The organism is Legionella qingyii (genome assembly GCF_003184185.1).
Window position 1 is genome coordinate 84,860 of record NZ_QHJG01000014.1, and the last position, 19,184, is coordinate 104,043.

Below are 19,184 nucleotides of genomic sequence, written 5' to 3' on the forward strand. Positions count from 1 at the left end.
ATAAGGCAAAAGGTCTTTTCTTAGCCCCCAGCAAGGTGAGGGGCTAAGAAAATTTTATCAATACTCGGTCATTTCTTCTTTTAATACTCGTGTGATTCCTGGTTCTTTTAGTTTAAAATGCAGACGACACGTTGAGGAATACATATCATTACCGCCAATAACAACTTGCTCACCCTCAGTAATTACATCACCTTGAGCATTTAACCGTAAAATCATGGTCGCTTTACGTCCGCAGTGACAAATGGTTTTGAGTTCAACCAACTCATCGGCCCAAGCTAAAAGATATTGACTGCCTTCAAATAATTCGCCGCGAAAATCCGTACGCAACCCATATGCCAGAACAGGAATACCCAATTGATCAGTAATTTCCGTTAATTGATGCACTTGTGCTCGCGTTAAAAATTGAGCTTCGTCAACCAAAATACACGCGTATTTTTTTTCTTGTGCCAAAAGGAGCTGATACAGGTCATCTTCTGGATTAAAAATCAAAGCCTGTTCGGATAATCCAATGCGAGAATAGACCATACCATGCTGATAACGATTATCAATCGCTGGCGTAAATAATAAAGTATTCATACCACGTTCACGATAGTTATAACTTGATTGCAAGAGAACGGTACTTTTCCCAGCATTCATTGCTGCAAAATAAAAATAGAGTTTAGCCATGGAGATCCCGGTTATATTTTAAAATACCGTCATCATACCTAAATCACTGATTAAGGGTCTACTATGCAGGCACAACTCATTAGAACCATGCGATTTCAGGAGTATTTTTTGGTATAGTACAAAAAGATATTTTTTCCGACTCACACTTACAATAAAATAAAGCAGCTTCTGAATAGTGTATGAGATAACTATGAACTCAAAAATAAAATCCTTATTTGCAGCATTGATGTTAATGACCAGCGCAGCCACTTGTCAGGCGGATGTTCTACTTAAAGACACTCAAGGCAATACGATCTCTTTTTCATCTCTGAAAGGGAAATGGGTGCTTATTAATTACTGGGCGGGCTGGTGTAAAACCTGTATCGATGAAATTCCTGAGTTAAATCATTTTTATCGAAAACACGAAAACGACCCTGTCGTATTATTCGCAGTAAATTATGATGGGCTGCCAGTTCATAAGCAAAACAAACTCATTCGAAAATTCAATATCTTGTATCCATCATTAGCTACTGACCCAGCACTCGCATTAGGATTAGGTGATATTATTGGTGTGCCTGTTACCTTCATCATCAATCCACAAGGAGATCTCGTTAATACCCTCTATGGTGGGCAAGACATTAAAACTCTAGACACTGCGATAAAAAAAGCATAAAGCATCATTGCCTGGGCTTTGGCTCGTGTCGTTGGTAATAGGAGCAGAAAGGGTTAAGTTATGCCTGTTTTAAGCAATCTTAATAGCCTATTATTCAAGGCAGATATCCTTGATTTTTGACACCCCACCAAACCTATTACTACCTTCAGTTCATGATTTAAGAACATGCACAGTTTGTTACGTCTTTTTGATCAAATGAGTTAACAATAAGCGAAGAGAACGCGATTTAACTTCGTAATTTTTAGGGTACCCTATTCTTCCTGAAAATATAATATTGTCAGCCAAGCTCCCATGTATATTGTTAAAACTGATACCTATTTTCTTTAATAACCTTGTGTGCTTTTCAAAATCCTTGGCGTAATATTCTTGGGTGTCACTCCTGGATAATAATATTGCAAAATAGCTTGGGCATATTGAAATTCCATGTTGAGCGCATGTTAGCCAAAAGCGTTGTACCATTTGACCATCCTCGATGAAATTTAAATACATGGAGTTGATATCGCCTACTCCTGACTGTTCCGAATGGGCATTATTTAATCGAACAATACTAAACTGCGCTCCTGAAAACATATTGGAAATAATAGACACTTTTAATAGCGGCAACAAATAGCCTTTGAAAGAAACCATGAAAGTGTGAAATAGCTTTGGTTTTTTTTGTATATACCGAGATAACAACCTGGAAATAAAGGATATATTAAAAGATCCCAAAGGTATTCCCTGACTGGGAAAATCATTCTTTGAAAGAGACTTTTCTGAAAAGAAATGAATCAATTTTGGGTGTAACATCATTGTTTTTTGAGCTCTCGCATCAAGAAGAGAGAACCTCCATTTATCTTTAAAAGTTTCCTTAAAAACAATGCCATGATTGATTGAAATACTTTGTTTAAGTGCTTCTAACACTTTAGGATTTATTTTTTTTAGTTGGTAAGGACGTCGATCAGTAAACCGTATCTTTATAAATTGAGATAAGGGATCTGGAGTTATAGATAAATTCTCTTTGAAATTTAAATTGAAATGTAACGTATTATCTCCTTCAACTTCATTAGGAACAAATGTCCATGAAAAATCGTGCTTAAAGTAAGATGATGCAAGCCTTAGTGTTTCAAGCATAAGCCCCGCATGAAGGAAATTAATTTTTATTGTCTGGTTAGAAGGGCCAGAAATGTCCGTAGATAAAATGCTTAACTTACAACTTTTATCATTAATCTCAGAAAATTCCCACTTTTGACTGTTATGGGCACTAGGTGACCATCGGGCCAAATTAAGGATGTTTTCAATAGGGTTATTAAAATTTAAATTTGGATAAGGATATTCTTGATTTCCTTTATTAATAAACATTTTTTTTGCTAAAAATATGCGTAATTTTTGAATTGGATTACGATTACCATATGGCATATATACTCTGAAATATTTATTTCGATAACCGTCATATTGATGACTATAGGGAGCGGCATAAACAGTCCCCCTATTTAATAAAATTTTTAATGCCTCGGTTACTGCTGCCCCTGCGCAAAACTGACAACCCATAATGGTCGAAGGACCTTTTTTCTTTTCTAAATTAACCCTTGACTTATCCATTAAGTAAGAAGTATGAGCGCCTTTGGGTGAAACACCCAACAATAGTTTGATTGAATTTAACTCTGAATTATCCTTGTCAAAATTAAAATACTGCTCCATACTCATTTTCCCTGGCAAAAAAATTACCTGACCAAATCCCATCCCAAGAGGAACTGAGAAAATTACTGGAATTTTTCTTTTCCAACATTCAGAATAAACTAGTCTTCTTGCCTCAATACAAAACAAATCAATGCAATCGAAGAATAAATCTACCCCATCAAGAAATTGGTTTACATTATCAGGATTCACACCATTAGGGAAACTTTGAATATTTAGATTCGGATTAATGTCCTTGGCCATAGCAATTAATACATCGGCCTTCATATGGTGAATTGATGAAACGGTCGCGCCGATTTGCCGATTAAAATTAGCAAGCTCGAATTCATCAAAATCAGTTATATGAAAACTCCCAATTCCAAGACGCACTGAAGTTAAGAAATTAATTCCACCAACGCCACCCATTCCGGCGATAGCAATTTTTTTAGTACGTAATACTTGTTGTTCCATTTCAGAAACCCAACCAATATTTCGACTAAATGCTTCATTATAATCAAAAGTATCCATAATTCCTCCTACAATTCTTTTAGTCCTTTTGCTTTTAATACTTATAAATAAGTTGGTTCCAATTTAAAAAAACTAAAAAATGAAGATAAGAAAAAGAAATAAGGCTTTAATGAAAAAGGAGTTTCAAAGCCATCTTTTATCATGTTAATACCTTCGAATTTAGTAAAGATACTAGATCATCAATGACCGGTTCAGTTAATAAACTATAGTGATTTGCAGCGAATTTATAAATAACCATACTCGCCAAATAGGGTTTCCAAGTCTCTGGAGACAGAGCTGTTTCGCTCGCTTGAATATGGAAAACATCCGCCGTGATTGCTCCAGGCTGATGGTCTTTCCCAGCTTGCAAATTGGCTTTTATCTGCTCAAAAAGAGGCTCAAAATTTATTGTTGAATTATATCTCTTGGCATGTAAAGTCAGGTAATCTTGGCATTCTTGTTGTGTCATCCCTTTGAGTTCATTGAACGATTTATTTAATTGCAAGTTATAACGATGATTTAACTCATGATACAAATCATACCAGACAAGCGCTTCATTTTCGCACACTGCTTCCGACAAATGATTCAAAGGATAACTATCAATCATTAATAGTTTAATCAACCGTTCTCCTTGAAGTTCCAATTGATAGGATATTTCATGAGCAATAACACCACCTAAAGACCAACCAACAAGTCGATATGGCCCTTTAGGCTGAACCTGCTTCATGGCATTTATATAATGAGCAGCCATCTCTTTAATGGATTTAGATTGCTGTAACGGGGTTTGCTGCAGACCATATGCAGACTGATTTTTGTCCAGTTTTTTGATTAATGTTGTATATCCTAAAAGATTGCCATTTACCGGATGGACAAAAAAGACGGGTAAATTTCCACCTTCTTTTAATTCTACCAAGGGAGATGTAGTCGATTGCATTTTACTTAGTAGTTGAGCCATACTCTCAATCGTTGGTGCATTGAATAGGGTAGAAACATTGAGTTCGACGCCAGTCTGTTGTTTAATGGCATGCATTAATTCAATAGCCTTTAATGAGTGCCCTCCCAAGTCGAAAAAATTTGCAGTTACACTAATATGACAAACTTGTAATACATCCTCCCAAATTTGCTTAAGTATCGATTCACATTCATTGCGTGGAGCAACATACTCAGAACATGAAGCAACATGTTGCGGACTGGGTAATGCTTTACGATCTAATTTGCCATTTTCGTTTATTGGAAGTTTATCCATAAACATAAATGCACTAGGAATCATATATTCAGGAAGTTGCATTTTTAATTGTGCCACTAATACATCTCTGTTGTCTTTAATTTCACTAGTATTTAAAACAACATAAGCGACAAGTCTTTTTTCGCCTCCTTCTTCACAGGCTACTACAGCAGATTCCTGTACTTGCGGCTGTCTATTTAATAAATTTTCTATTTCGCCCAGCTCAACCCTAAATCCTCGTATTTTAATTTGGTTATCAATCCTTCCTATATATTCAATGGTACCGTCTTTTAACCAACGGCATAAATCCCCTGTTTTATACATCTTGCTATCTGGTTTATTTGAAAAGGGATCAGGAATAAATCGTTCTTTTGTTCTTTCTGATTGATTTAGATAACCGCGAGACACGCCATCCCCACCAGCATATAATTCACCAATTATTCCTATCGGCACAGGAGCCAAGTTTTTATCCAAAATATAGACTGAAGTATTACTGATCGGACTACCTATTGGTATGGTTTTGTTAAAATCCATTTCTTTCTTAAGGGTAAAGGTTGTTGTAAATGTCGTATTCTCTGTTGGACCATAACCATTTATCAGATATCCTGGTTTACCTATTTTATTATTCATTACTTTACTTGCTATTGCAGGATTTAACGCTTCTCCTCCTACTAAAAGATATTTTAAACTAGAAAAAACAGGTTCAGAATAATGAGCAATTTGGTGAAATAGACTGGTTGTTAACCATAAAATTGATATCTTATTGTTTTGAATTGCCATTTTCAGTTTGCTCGGAGAAAGTACCTCATCAAAACCAAGAATGCATAAACAGGCCCCATTCAGTAATGCCCCCCATATCTCCAATGTAGATGCATCAAAAGATATATTTGATGATTGCGCAACTACATCTTTTGAAGTAATCGTGATGTAATTTGTATTTTTAACTAATCTAACGATATTGTAGTGCTCAACGACAACCCCTTTAGGTATACCTGTTGAGCCTGATGTATACATGACGTAAGCCGCACTATTAGGTTTACTCCAAACAATATCATGTTCATAGTTTCTTATGTCTGACAATTTATCGCCCAACTCTTCAATGAAAACGACACGCCCTAAAAAATTATCAAATCGCGTGCAGTATTGCTCTTGGGTAATGATTAATGAGGGTTTAGTATCGTTTAGCATATAATTTAATCGTTCATCTGGATAATTTATATCTAAAGGTACAAAAGCGGCTCCAGATTTAACTATAGCCAGAATAGCGACGATGAGATTGATTCCTCTATCTAAACTTATAGCGACAAAAGACTCACTTGTAATGCCGTTATTTCGAAGATAGGAGGCTAATTGATTTGTTTTTACATCAAGTTCTTTATAACTTAACTTTTCATTATTAAACATTAATGCAGTATTATTAGGGTATGCATCGACCATTTCAGCAAATAATTCTTGTAACGTTTTAAGCTTTGGATAATTGGACTCCGTTCTATTCCATTCAACTACAATTTTTTGCAATTCTTTAGGCGTCATTAACGACAATTTGTCTACTTCTTCCTCTGATTTATTCGTAATTTCTTGTAATAAAATACCCCAATGCTCTGTCATTCTCTCAATAGTATCTCTATCAAATAGAGATGTAGCGTATTCAAATGAACAGTCAATGCCATCCTCAACTGGCTCACATACTAAAGTCAAATCATACTCGGAGGCCACATTATGATAAGATACGGTTACATCGAGATGTTCCATATTCATTTGTGGCTTAGTATGTTTTTGTAAAACAAACATGACTTGGAATAACGAAGTTCCATTTGCATTGCGCTGTCTATTCAGCGCATTAACAATTTTATCAAAAGAAATATCCTGATTTTTTAGTGCATCAAGTACTTTTGTTTTTACTTTCCTTAATAAGCTGTTGAATGTTTCTCCTTCATCTAAGGTAGCCCTAATTGGGAGCGTATTGATAAAATATCCGATTGTTTTTTCCAATCCAGATTGACGCCTGTGTGTTGTTGGGATACCAATTACGAAGTCGCTTTGACCAGAGTAGCGCGAGAGCAATACTTGAAAAGCAGTCAATAAAAACATAAATAAAGTGGTATGTTGGCGATGGTTCATCTGTTTTAATTGATTTGCTACTTCTCGAGGAATTAGATATTTAACCTTATCAACAGAGTGCCCCCTTAATGAGTCTCTAGACCTATCTTTGGGTAAAAGTAATTCAGAGGGAGCATTATTTAACTCATTCTTCCAATACTCAATTAGCTTCGAATAGCTACGATTATAGTTAACGTTTTGTTGTTGGGAATACTCATAATATTGTATCGGTAATTTAGGGAGAACAAATTTTGCATTGTTCATGCCTGCATTGTAAAAGGTAGTTAACTCTTCAGAAAATAATGAAAGTGACCACCCGTCTACCAAAATATGATGAACACAAATTAATAATTTATAGGTGTTATCGTTCAAAATATAGAGACAACCCCTTATTAATGGGCCCGTCTCCAGGTTAAAGAGCTTTTCAGTCTCTTGCTGTATTGATTCTTTTAATACATCATTGCTTTCTGTTTGATCATTTTCAGATAAATTATAAATGGGTATTTTAATGCTCTCGCTTTTTTTAATGCGTTGCATGAGAATACCATCACATGATTCAAAGAAGGTTCTAAAAACTGCATGTCTTTTAACAACTTCATTAATAGCATATATTAACGTTTCAACATGCAATTCCCCTTTAATATCAAATATCATGTATAGATGATATATGGGAGATTGCGAATGGAGTTTACTCATAAAATACATGCTTGACTGTGCGGCGGTTAATGGAAATTTATCATCCGAACTCTCTGAGTTCAGATTGCATTCCATTTGATTCACTTCACATTTATTTTTATGGTTATCAATATAACTGGCTAACTCTCTAAGCGTTATGTTAGTGAAGAAACGATGTAAATCAATGTCAATGCCCCATTTATCCTTTATTCGATTTACTACTTGTATTCCATCTATTGAATCAATACCAGTTCGTACAATTTGATTATCAATTCCAACTTGAATATTTAGTACATCAGTAAATAAGTCGCACACCTCTTTTTCTGTTCTCGTTAAGTTAATATTTTGATTAATATCTTCGGTTTCTCCTATTTTCCAAGCATATAAGTAATTTAATTCATTGTTCATCAGCTTATTCTTCATTTGCTTTCGTCTTACTTTTCCGCTAGTAGTCTTTTCAATAGTTCTTGGCGGTAATAAATAAACAGAATGGGGTGTAATTTCATGTTTTGCAGTCACAGCCAATACCACATCTTTGCAAATGCACTCAAAAGAGCTAACTTGATTTGTCATGTTCTTATCCAGCTCACATAGAATACATAACTTTTCTTTATTATCGATATTTACTGAAAACGACACACAGTTAACTATATTTGTAGTATTGCGAGTTTGAATTACTGTATATTCAAAATCTTGAGGATAATAATTTTCTCCATTTAATATGATTAAATCTTTAAATCGTCCACACACAAACAATTCATTCTCATAAATAAACCCTAAATCTCCGGTTTTTAGAAATTTTGTAGCGGACTTCTCTTCATTAATGGAATTATTAAAAATAGTATCGGTTGCTTCACTATTGTTATAGTATCCCCCTGCAACAGAATTTCCACTTACCCATATTTCACCGACTTCATTAGATTGACAGATACTTTGTGTACGTTCATTGACTATGACAACATTCATTTGAGGAACACCTGAACTAACAAGACGTGTACTGTCTGGAGCGTCAGTCAAAACCACTGAGTTTTTCGCCAGTGATTTTGTATCAAGCGATATAATTTTTTCTGTTTGTAGAATCGGCTTTGCTGAAACCATAACTGTTGCTTCTGCTAACCCATAACATGGAAAAATGGTTCCTGCACGTAAACCACATGCCTTATATGTTTTATAAAATTGTTCTAACGTATGAGGATTTATTGGCTCTGCCCCATTAGCTATCACTTCTATGCGGCTTAAATTAATTTTGGATTGATCTAAATCTCTAGCGGCTTTAATGCAAAGTTCAAAAGCAAAATTTGGAGCTCCTGTTGTAGTACATCCATACTCTGACATATACCTTAACCAATTTAATGGTCGTGAAATAAAGTCCATGGTCGACATCAATGTTGAGGGTATATTCGCATATAAAGGCTCAAGAATACCTGCAATTAATCCCATATCGTGGTAGGGAGGCAACCAAGAAAACATTTGGCTTCCCTCGCGATGATCTAAAGCATTACGAATCACTTCAAAGTTATCTAACAAATTGGCATGGCTGAGCATTACCCCTTTTGGATCACCTGTAGATCCCGAGGTATATTGCAAAAATGCTATATTTTCTGTTTTTGTAAGAGGTTGTATCGCTTGTTCGATATTAATTTTTTTTCTTTCTTCGCTGGCAATTAATTTAATTCGCTGTCGATTGATTAGCGTGAGTAATTGATCGGTACTGTCATTAATGCCCGAATATCTTTTTAATTTTTTAGGTAAAAATTTGTTAACTAACAACCCTTTTTTTAATAGTGTATGAGTCTTCATATCACTCACCACAAGGGTTGGTGTAGAATCTTGTACAATATGAATAAACCGTTCCGTCATTGCACTGTTCACAGGAGGGAAAACCGGAACAACAATCGCGCCTGATTTTAGACAGGAATAAAAGCTAATAATGTATTCCAATCCAGGTCTCGCCGCTAAAATGACTCTATCGCCAGGATTAACATATTGGCTAACATAAACAGCAAATCGATTCACTTCAGCTTCTAACTCTGCAAAGGTCAGAGACTGTATCGAACGATCAGATTCGATGAATCGGTAAGCTAATGCATGGGGATTTTTTTGTGTATTGATGCTAATAAGATCTGCGATATTATAAACTTTTAATTGTAGATAATCATTCACCGTCGATTCTCCAATTGATTTAACTTATATCACTTCATTATTATTCTTTTTTAATTTGTTCTTTTGTTGGCAAACTAACTTCGTTGACCAATCCGAAAAGAGATAAATAAAACTGTAATAAATAATCAATTTGCCATTTTAAAGGCCTATGTCTCGCCGGGAAGGGAAATGCATGATGGCGATTATGCCAACCTTCACCATGGGCGAGAACGGAGAATTTATAGGGTCGATGATATGCAGTCATCCAAAAAAATGGAGGGATTTCAAAAGCTATACCCCTGAAAATAGTTAGAACAAGCTTGCTTAAGTTGTTAGCTTTGCAGTAAAGTGTTGCAATAAACGGTGTTACTAGTATACATATGCTATTAATTTTTCTGGTTATTGTGAATTTTTTATACAACTCTACATCTGATTTTTCCATTACTACGCTCTGATTAAAACCGTTACAACCAAAAAACACTATTGTTAGTATAAGTCCTAATTGAACAATTTTCATGCTAAATGAGTGTTTTTTTATCTTCACGACTTTATAGATGTCTATGGAGTGCATAAAAAAGAGGGCACATATCCAACTCACTGGCAATGAGCGTTGTTGAGTAATTTTTCCATCAGCACGATCAATGACTCAGTGTTTTCCAGACACGTACAAGCAACAATGTAATTACCTGGATGGATTTGAATTTAAATCCTGATTGGTTCACTCGAAGAGAATACCAAAGATGATTCTCTATAGCGGTGCATTCATTGCATGAATAAACTTGAGTTTTTTTAATAGGCGCGATCCAAAATGTTCTTGTTCGACAATAGTCTTACCTTCTGACATGTGTCTCTAAACCCTGGGTTGCGCGGTATGTATAGACCTGAGAGAACGGTACACCCAGGCTATTAGCAATTTACAATGATGGTGGGCTACTCATTGCAAACAAACGTTGTTTTTGGGCTTGGGTGAGGCGGATCTTCAATAGCCAATCGCCATCTTCATTATGTGATTCACTTAAAATAGCACCCAACTCATACAGTTGTGCACGTAATTTTGCCTGAGTTGGTTTGAGTACGACCTGTTCCACAAGAACCGCCCCATGCAATTGAGTACTTATTGCCTCTTTGAGCAAGTCCAATCCCAAATTCGCTGCGGCAGAAATCCATACCTTACATTTTCCTTCCTGGTAATCAATTTTAGGCGCCCAGCCTTCTTTTAAATCAATTTTATTGAATACCTGAATGATGGGGATATCATGCACTCCCAACTCATCCAAAACTTGTTGTACTGAAAACACATTGTCTCGCCAATGCGGATCAGAAATATCGATGACGTGCAACAATAGATCCGCCTGTTGAGTCTCTTCTAGGGTCGCGCGAAAGGCTTCAACCAATTGATGCGGTAAATCACGAATGAATCCTACTGTATCGGTTAAAATTACTGAGGAAGAACCGGGTAAATTAAGCTGGCGCATGGTGGGATCCAATGTAGCAAACAACTGATCGGCCACGTAAATGCTTTCCCCGGTCAATGTATTGAATAAAGTGGATTTCCCGGCGTTGGTATAACCTACCAAAGACACGGTAAGCAAAGAAGCCTTGCGTCGAGCCTGACGGTTTTGATCGCGGCTGCTGCGTACTTTTTCCAAACGTTTGTTAATGTATTTAATGCGTTCTCGCAATAAGCGACGGTCTGTTTCTAATTGGGTTTCACCTGGACCTCGCAAACCAATACCCCCTTTTTGCCGCTCCAAATGGGTCCAACCGCGTATCAGGCGAGTTGATAAGTGTTGTAATTGTGCCAGTTCGACTTGCAGTTTCCCTTCAAACGTGCGTGCACGCTGGGCAAAAATATCAAGAATCAAACCGCTTCTATCGACTACCCGACATTCACATAAACGTTCGAGATTTCGCTCTTGTGATGGGGATAATTCATGGTTGACCAAAACCAACTCTGCATCAAGCGCTTTAACCAGCTGGGCAATCTCTTCTGCTTTACCTTTACCAATATAATACTTGGCATCAGGCGTTGCGCGAGTCCCTAAAACACAATCTAAAATTTCCGCTTTTGCCGAAAGAGCCAACTCTTCAAATTCCTGCAATGCCTTATCTGCATCAACACCCGGTAATGCCAGTTGCACCAATACCGCTCGCTCGCCACCTTGAGGACGTTCAAACACTAGGTTTTTCTCCGAAAAAATAGGATAAGTATTATGTCAAAAGAAGAAAAAAAACACCATGTTGGCAAACACTTTGAGAACTAGAGGCCTCCAAATAGTCTCCCTACATATCTTTTAGTTATTAGTTAGACAACAAATTATCAGATTATAACAAATTTGATCAAAACAATCTGCGATGTTAATATTAAATTAATCTACAACAATTATAATAATCGTAAGAAGGTTGGATTGAATGAGTAGGAAGTAAGCAGAGACTAACCAGGGGTAATCCGAATGTTTGAGACAATATTTGCGGCGGTAGAAACGCTTCAGAACGAATTGATAAAAATCAATGGAGATACAGCATTACCCACCAACACTGAGAAATTAAACAAAGAGCTTTCAGATCTATTGTTTATCAACCCAAACCTTTTGCCAGACTCTTTCGAGCTACCTCAAACTGTCACTATAAAAGAAAAAGATAAGAAAACACGGCAAGAAGTTAAGAAACAAATAGCGCTTGCGACCAAAGAGCAACAGGACAAGTATTCACGTCAAGTATTGCAGGCAGTTTTTAATATTGCTAATTCTATTCCTAAACCTAATGCTGGTTACATTGAGATATCTGCTACTTTAGTTACAAATAGAAATGTCATCACCCAATCCTTTAATTCTCTAGATTCAACCTGGGTTCCCAAAATTTTTGATGATCGAACCTATCAAGTAGGAAAGGCGCTACAGACATTTTTAGAAACAGCACTGAGTGAGCAGGCACTTGCAGAGCTTCCGGAATCTCTACGAGGTGTGGGGAAAGTTCGAAAACCAGCAGAAAACCTTTTGAAAAGTTTGAAATGGACTTTGGATTGGCGAATATATATTTATGAGATCCATTCTAACCTTGAAAAAAGTAAGGAATATTTAGAATTTAAAACAGAGAGAAGGATGCAATGGTTTAACCAGTTCGAACCTTTAAAGAAAAAAATAAACGACGCAGAAAGGCTTTTTTTTAATGTTAATTCGATTTTAAAGCAGGAGCCACCTACTGAAACGACAGCATTGCAAACTCATCTCGAGAATGTGCAAACACACCTCATAGATTTGAAGCAAAAATATGAAGAAATAAAAATAGAAATGCAAAAATTTGCTGAGTTTAATGAGAGATGGAAAAAAGAAAATGATGAAAGAAACCTGCCTAAAGAAATTATATCATCACCATTTATTCGGGCATTGAATACTGAGATATCCAACTCTGTTCTAAAATCACAATTGATAATAAAAGAGTGGACCCGATTGGTCGCTGAAGAATTTGTAGCAGATGAACTGCGCGAAGAGCGAATTGCGACGGCTCTGGAAGACACTTATGAGCAAGGTCAATCTATTGTAGACAAAGCCTTCTCGGTAACTGAGATAATGATTTCAAGCCTAATTAAGGACCAAGGATTTATTGATTTACATATTGCAGATGTTACTTCATTAAGAGATTATATTGATAAGGATACAGCATTATCTCGACTTCCTATCCCCAAACCTCCTTGTGTCACCGGTGAGTTTCCTGAGATAAGCTTGAACGTTGTTTTATCGACAGATGCAGACAATAGCGTGAAATTAACGGCTAATAGAGACGCTTATGATAAGGCTTTAAAGGAACTTAATGACTACCACGATAAACTGGTTAAAGGAAAGGAAAAGTTGGCATCTACAGATTTAAATGATGCTTTGCCAGCATGGCCTGAAGAATTTCCCTATCAAGATATCTTTAAAAAAGCTCGTAGTGAGAAGCAAAAACAGCTGCTCACAGAAATGGAAAGTCAAATCAACGCCGTTAATAAATTAATACAAACAGCAACATTGGAGAAAAGCCGCATTAATCGTGAATTAATAAAATTCAACCGAGACGGGGCCACCAAGCAAGCCTCTAGCCGTATTCAAGAAACATTTCAAAAAAAAGAAGACTCTAAAAAATATTCAAGTTACGTTAATTATGACTACCATAGAACCCAAATTAGATATGAAAGAGCTTTATCTTCTAAGCAAGCTCATAAGTCTCAACTAACAGAAGTAGCAAGTAAGATTAGCACAACTGAAGAAGCAATCAAACAGCAAAGAGATTCTATCAAAAAGCTCCAAATTAAGAGAAAGCATCGTGAGCTATTTTTATTAGAAACCAAGGAAAAATTAACACAATTTAAGGAAGATTTGAGTAAGCACCAGGGCTTCTACATCCCCGCGGATAAAATCCCACAAGCGGAGTTAATAAAATATTTGGAGTGTGGCTCAAATGAATTTTATGACAACTTGTATCAAAGAGCGCAAAACGGTAACGCGTACTATGGTGCAAATATAACTTATGGAATTGATTGGGCGAGTTATCTTTTAGGATCAAGGCAACATGAATCAGATTTCCAAAAGGTTTCTAAGGACATCGAAGCCAAAATTGAACTTATCGATAAGGAATTAAAGATTAAACTTGAAGGTCAGGATGAACAACCGGAGAGTGAATCGATTGCCGAAGAAAACCTTTGGAGTCTACAAAAGTCCTATCAAAAGGCCACTCATCAAAAAAAAGAAGGCGAACTACGATTAGATTTACTAAAAACCCAACAAGAACAATTACACAAAGAGCAAAAAGAAACAAATGAACTATTAGATATTTTGAACCAAGGAAAATCAGAATTAGAACAAAAAGTTAAACAAGCCGACTTGACTATGCAACATGATGAATTTAGTAATCAGCAAGCAATCTTGGCATCAGATATGCTCAAACTTGAATATGCACTTGCTGATATTGGGGAAAGCGTAGCTAATTTCGATCAATTATTTCAAAATCTTGCCAATCTTGCTAATGAAGAATTATTGGCCCAATCAGCTGATCTTGAGGAACAACTAAATACGATTTGTCGTCCTTTAACTGAGAGGAAAACATATTGGGAAAAATCAGTTGCAGAATTGATTAAGCAAGTACAAGAAACTATCAACTCATTAGAAAAAAAATGGAAACAGGTACCTCCTAGTCCTGAATTGGCTTCTGAGTTCCAAGATCTTAAAAAACAGCTTACCGCCTCTTTGGAGGATAAAGGAATCGAGAATACCTATGCTACGCTGAGCATTAAAATTGCTGAGAAACAAAACGCACTGTTACAACTCAAAGAACTTGCCGTCACTCAAATAAAAAGCACCGAGTTATTACAAAAGGCTAGTTTGTTAGAACAAATGAGCCCAGACGAAAGAGGTGAGCTGTACGAGCAAATTAAACATTTCGAAAACGAAATTGAACCGCAATTGACGGTCATTATGGAGAACTCCAATGAGCTTGTGAAGAAGAAAGTTGATGCAACAAAGAAAATGCTTGAAGGACTTATCCAAGTAAAAAATAGTATTGAGGATTTGGAGCACTTACCAAAAATTAATTTCGTCTATGCTGAATTGGATAGGAGGGTCGATGCATGTGAACCAAACATGGTGTTAGCTCGAAGAAAATTACTAAAAGAGATTGAGCTCTTTGAACAAAGTGACTTGGGAATTTCTTTAACTAGAATTCGTATAAATAACAATCCTGCTGTGAAAAAAGAACGTGAACCAGTGCTCCAAATGCATTACAAAATTGGTTATTTTAAAATGCTCTATAAGCCTTCTCCTAAAGAAGGGTGTGACCTCCATTTGCTGGATGACTTACCTACTAAGGAGGAGTTTGATAACGATAAACTTGGAACATATAAAAAATGCTATATCTATAGCAAAGAGGCTAGTCAACTTTATTACATATCATATGGAAAATCTGAGCCAGTAAAGATCAATGATCCGGACCTATTTCAAGAAAATCTCGAAATGATTAAAAAACAACGAAATACGGATCCATTAAAGCTTACTGGAGAAGAGATTTATACGTTGATAACGTTAAACGGAGGACACTCTCTTCCGACCCTTTTTGCAGATTTAGAAGCCGAAGAGGACCAAAAAGATAAGGACAGTATTTTAGAGCACTTAGATCATGTTATTGCTGGATATGAAGGATTTAAAGAAAGGGAAACAAAATTGTCTCCAAATGCAGCGCAAGCAAGACAAAAGCTTTTCTCCGACATTAAAGAATTTGAGGAAAGCGAACTCGTGACCCTTCTGAACTATATCAGTGAGCGTGAGACTAGAGAGCCTGAGATCCAGGCAAAAATAGAACGCCTAGCAGAATTAAAGGCTAAACTCAATACTTTTAAAATGGCTTATGATGAGATAGGAACTAAGCAAGCAATTAATAAGGCGATTGAGAAGGCAACTACGAGCACAGAACAATTTGGACAAGCTCGAGCTGATTTGAAAACAAGATACTTTGGGGAAGAATCTATTTTTGACAATTATCTAAAAGAACGAAAGAGCACCTTCGCCTTCAGAGATTTTTTCAGCTCTGCTGCAGCTTTAGTATTAGGGTGCTTTGGTTATAAAACAGAGTCACAAAAAAGAGAAGAATACCTCGAGGAGCTGCAAGCAGCATTGCAAGCCTATCAAAAGGCGCCAATTGATAACGTCGAGGAAGTGAATAGCACACATTCGCAATTGCTTGAGAAGATCGACATAGGCCTTAAAAATTTCTCGCCAAGAAGCAAAGAAGGCGAAGATCATGGGAAATCACTAAATGCAAAACTGACTGCATTTAGAACTGCTGTTGAGAATGTACACAGCCAAGTCCCGGAAAAACAAGAAGAGCTGGATTATTCTGTAATAAGCTATGTTTAAAATACGCCATAGGTCATTACTAATGAAATGAAGTAAACTTGGAGATTAGCTTGGCGAATCAACTCTCAAGGCTTACTGCAGCTACCGTTAAATTAAAAACCTTTGTCATTCCCGCGAAGGCGGTAATCTATTTCTACAAATAGCAGTGCGCTTCTTTTAAGCATGGATCCCCGCCTTCGCGGGGATGACAACTTTTCGCACATATGGACCTTGCTTAATGGCAGTAAAGGATATGGCATACTAAAGTTCCTAGCCTTCCTCCGCTCCTTCGCTTCCAGAGTTTTCCTCATCAGCAGGCATTTTTATTGCGCGTGAAGGAACTACTGTAGAAATTGCATGCTTGTAAACCATTTGGGTGATCGAGTTTTTCAGCATGACTACATATTGATCAAAAGAATCCACGATACCGTGTAATTTGATTCCGTTTACCAGAAAGATAGATACAGGCACCTTTTCTTTACGTAATTCATTTAAAAAGGGGTCTTGTAGTAAATGAGTTTTAGACATTGCCCACTCCTTGTTGTTATTGTATTTATTAAAGGCAAAACATGCATCTGATCACTTATTCGACATTTTTTGATAAAACTTTAGATTAATTTCATGACAGCTCGATTTTAATCCGTTACTATAGTTTGCAAATTTAACTCTGAATTCTACTCAACAAGGAATTTCGGTTACTCATGCCGGAAGAGAACAAAGGAGATAACATTTATCATTTTTGCTGGAGAAACTCCTTTGTATAATTGTTCATTACACTTTCTCATCTTCATTAAGGAGGATTAAATGGCATTTACTCGTATCGACTTAACAGCACTCAAAAATCCCTACGAGCATCTGAGCGATGGTGACGCATTGGCAAAGAATGCTAAGGAGCTCAATGCATTAAGCGCCAAAGAACAAGTCTCTCTTGCTACCAAGATCATTGCAGCCTGCCCTGACTCAAAGTTCAAACAATATGGCCATCAAATTAAATCGTTGGAAAGCTTGGCTACAAGTGAAGAAACATTTCACTCCGTAATTACTGAAGCCTATCAAGTCAGACAGCGTATCACATCATTACTTGACCCTCGAAATAAAGCACCACACACGTTATTTTCAGGAAAGGAATTTAATCCAGCTTCTTTTCATCGTTTTAGTACCCTCGCCGAGCAAGTATTGGAAAGTAATGAATCAGCAATTGCGGAACGAGTCGCCTTATGTGCCCCAGAACACGAACGAAGTCAAATCGCCCATAACATAAGCATCGCGTTCCCCAAACATATTCTTGAAGTAAAAACTCAAATTGCATTCATGCTGCGTCGAAATATTGAACGATTGTTATTAGGAAACAATCCAGAGAAATTTTTTACAAGTCGCGATTTTAATAAAGAAACCTGCAAAATGTTCGTTAATATGTTTCGCACTTTATTGAATGGGCATGAAGCAACAATTGGAGAAAAATTAGGTGCTCTCGAGTCTCAGGCTCAAGCATCAATCAAGCGTAACTTGGAATTGTTGCACACTGAAGCATTTGATGAAACCAATCCGTTCAAGCTCATTGCTGATTCCATGAGTGCAAAAGAAAGCACGGAGCATGAGAAAAATAAATCTCAAGCCACCAATCCCAATAGCTTGTTTAAGAGCTCGCTCAACATGTCGAGCAGAACAATACAAAACAAGGAAGAACTTGAATCAAGTAGTGATGCTGATGAAAAAGAACTCTCTTACTTTAACGAAGAGGAAGACGCACACGATGGTTCTCCCACTAACACTTGGTTTTAAATACATCTGCCCTTACAAAGTAAGGGCGCTTTTTTTTGATCCTTAATTTCAAGAGAGGTAAGTTAATGACGCAAGAAAAACTGACTGTCGCATTAGTACAAGAAAAATGGCACGAAAACCCTAAGGAACATCAAGACAAACTGACTTCCGGAATCCATTCCGCAGCACAACAAGGAGCTGCTGTAGTTTGTTTGCAAGAACTCACCCTAAGCCCTTATTTCTGCACGCGTTCAGATGTAGATCCTACTCCTTTTATGGAGGATATTCATACCGGCCCTACTGCCCAGTTCGTCAGTAAAATGGCAAAGGCTTATAATTTATGCATTACAGCATCCCTATTTGAAAAAGCAGGTTATAACACTGCTGTGGCATACAATAATAAGGGAGAGCTTATTGCAATAACTAGAAAGCAACATATCCCCAGCGGCGAAAAATACCATGAAAACTTCTACTTTAAACCAGGGGACTCCAATTACCCCGTTCATCAAATCGCAGGACATAAATGGGGATTACCAACCTGTTATGATCAATGGTTTCCAGAGTTGTCACGAATTTATGGTTTGAAGGGTGCAGAAATTTTGGTTTATCCAACCGCGATAGGTGGTGAACCTACTGCTCCGGAAATAGATACGCAACCGATGTGGCAAAAGGTTATGGTTGCACAGGGAATCATGAGTAATACCTTTATCATTGCCGCCAATAGAATTGGTTGTGAAGATGGATTGGAATTTTATGGTAGCAGTTTCATTAGTACACCTATGGGTGAAATTTTGGCGCAAGCATCTCGCGACAAACCGGCAGTACTCGTAGCAGAATTAGACTTTAGTCAACGTGCATTGTGGGGAAGATTGTTTCCTTTTGCACAGCAGCGAGAACCTTCAACTTACCATGAACTTGTAACATCACGTTAATCCCTTTG

Annotated in this window: 10 protein-coding genes; 4 read left to right on the plus strand and 6 right to left on the minus strand. The window is 36.9% G+C overall.

The window, feature by feature from the left end:
* Nucleotides 1-57: 57 nt before the first annotated feature.
* A complete protein-coding gene (locus DGG96_RS09940) occupies nt 58-666 on the minus strand; it encodes a thymidine kinase (RefSeq protein ID WP_110142519.1) in 609 nt (202 codons plus the stop codon).
* A 190-nt stretch (nt 667-856) separates the two neighbouring features.
* Between DGG96_RS09940 and DGG96_RS09945 the strand changes: the two genes are divergently transcribed.
* Nucleotides 857-1,318, plus strand: a complete 462-nt coding sequence (locus DGG96_RS09945; RefSeq protein ID WP_110142520.1) for a TlpA disulfide reductase family protein — start codon at nt 857-859, stop codon at nt 1,316-1,318.
* 177 nt (nt 1,319-1,495) lie between these two features.
* Here the strand turns inward: DGG96_RS09945 and DGG96_RS09950 are convergent, their stop codons facing one another.
* The 4 genes from DGG96_RS09950 to hflX all read right to left on the minus strand — a co-directional run bounded on the left by DGG96_RS09950 (nt 1,496) and on the right by hflX (nt 11,800).
* Complete coding sequence (locus DGG96_RS09950) at nt 1,496-3,499, minus strand: ThiF family adenylyltransferase (RefSeq protein WP_199739213.1); 2,004 nt, start codon at nt 3,497-3,499, stop codon at nt 1,496-1,498.
* Nucleotides 3,500-3,638: 139 nt separating this feature from the next.
* Nucleotides 3,639-9,641, minus strand: coding sequence for a non-ribosomal peptide synthetase (locus DGG96_RS09955; protein ID WP_110142522.1), 6,003 nt, complete (start codon nt 9,639-9,641; stop codon nt 3,639-3,641).
* Between the two features lie 40 nt (nt 9,642-9,681).
* On the minus strand, nt 9,682-10,062 hold the full coding sequence (locus tag DGG96_RS09960) for a hypothetical protein (RefSeq protein WP_126955479.1): 381 nt from the start codon (nt 10,060-10,062) through the stop codon (nt 9,682-9,684).
* Between the two features lie 472 nt (nt 10,063-10,534).
* A complete protein-coding gene (gene hflX / locus DGG96_RS09965; protein WP_110142524.1) occupies nt 10,535-11,800 on the minus strand; it encodes a ribosome rescue GTPase HflX in 1,266 nt (421 codons plus the stop codon).
* Nucleotides 11,801-12,073: 273 nt separating this feature from the next.
* Between hflX and DGG96_RS09970 the strand changes: the two genes are divergently transcribed.
* On the plus strand, nt 12,074-16,504 hold the full coding sequence (locus tag DGG96_RS09970) for a coiled-coil domain-containing protein (RefSeq protein ID WP_110142525.1): 4,431 nt from the start codon (nt 12,074-12,076) through the stop codon (nt 16,502-16,504).
* A 249-nt stretch (nt 16,505-16,753) separates the two neighbouring features.
* Here the strand turns inward: DGG96_RS09970 and hfq are convergent, their stop codons facing one another.
* Nucleotides 16,754-17,011, minus strand: coding sequence for an RNA chaperone Hfq (gene hfq / locus DGG96_RS09975; RefSeq protein ID WP_110142526.1), 258 nt, complete (start codon nt 17,009-17,011; stop codon nt 16,754-16,756).
* Between the two features lie 276 nt (nt 17,012-17,287).
* Between hfq and DGG96_RS09980 the strand changes: the two genes are divergently transcribed.
* Nucleotides 17,288-18,265 carry a lpg0008 family Dot/Icm T4SS effector gene (locus DGG96_RS09980; protein WP_110142527.1) on the plus strand — a complete coding sequence of 326 codons (978 nt, stop codon included), beginning with the start codon at nt 17,288-17,290 and terminating at the stop codon, nt 18,263-18,265.
* A gap of 65 nt (nt 18,266-18,330) precedes the next feature.
* Nucleotides 18,331-19,176, plus strand: coding sequence for a carbon-nitrogen hydrolase (locus DGG96_RS09985; protein WP_110142528.1), 846 nt, complete (start codon nt 18,331-18,333; stop codon nt 19,174-19,176).
* Nucleotides 19,177-19,184 lie beyond the last annotated feature (8 nt).

Bases quoted from the DNA above. Each gene is read 5' to 3' on its own strand.
- DGG96_RS09950 (WP_199739213.1), bottom strand. From the start codon at position 3,499: ATGGATACTTTTGATTATAATGAAGCATTTAGTCGAAATATTGGTTGG.
- DGG96_RS09945 (WP_110142520.1), top strand. From the start codon at position 857: ATGAACTCAAAAATAAAATCCTTATTTGCAGCATTGATGTTAATGACC.
- hfq (WP_110142526.1), bottom strand. From the start codon at position 17,011: ATGTCTAAAACTCATTTACTACAAGACCCCTTTTTAAATGAATTACGT.
- DGG96_RS09985 (WP_110142528.1), top strand. From the start codon at position 18,331: ATGACGCAAGAAAAACTGACTGTCGCATTAGTACAAGAAAAATGGCAC.
- DGG96_RS09970 (WP_110142525.1), top strand. From the start codon at position 12,074: ATGTTTGAGACAATATTTGCGGCGGTAGAAACGCTTCAGAACGAATTG.
- DGG96_RS09940 (WP_110142519.1), bottom strand. From the start codon at position 666: ATGGCTAAACTCTATTTTTATTTTGCAGCAATGAATGCTGGGAAAAGT.
- DGG96_RS09960 (WP_126955479.1), bottom strand. From the start codon at position 10,062: ATGGAAAAATCAGATGTAGAGTTGTATAAAAAATTCACAATAACCAGA.
- DGG96_RS09980 (WP_110142527.1), top strand. From the start codon at position 17,288: ATGGCATTTACTCGTATCGACTTAACAGCACTCAAAAATCCCTACGAG.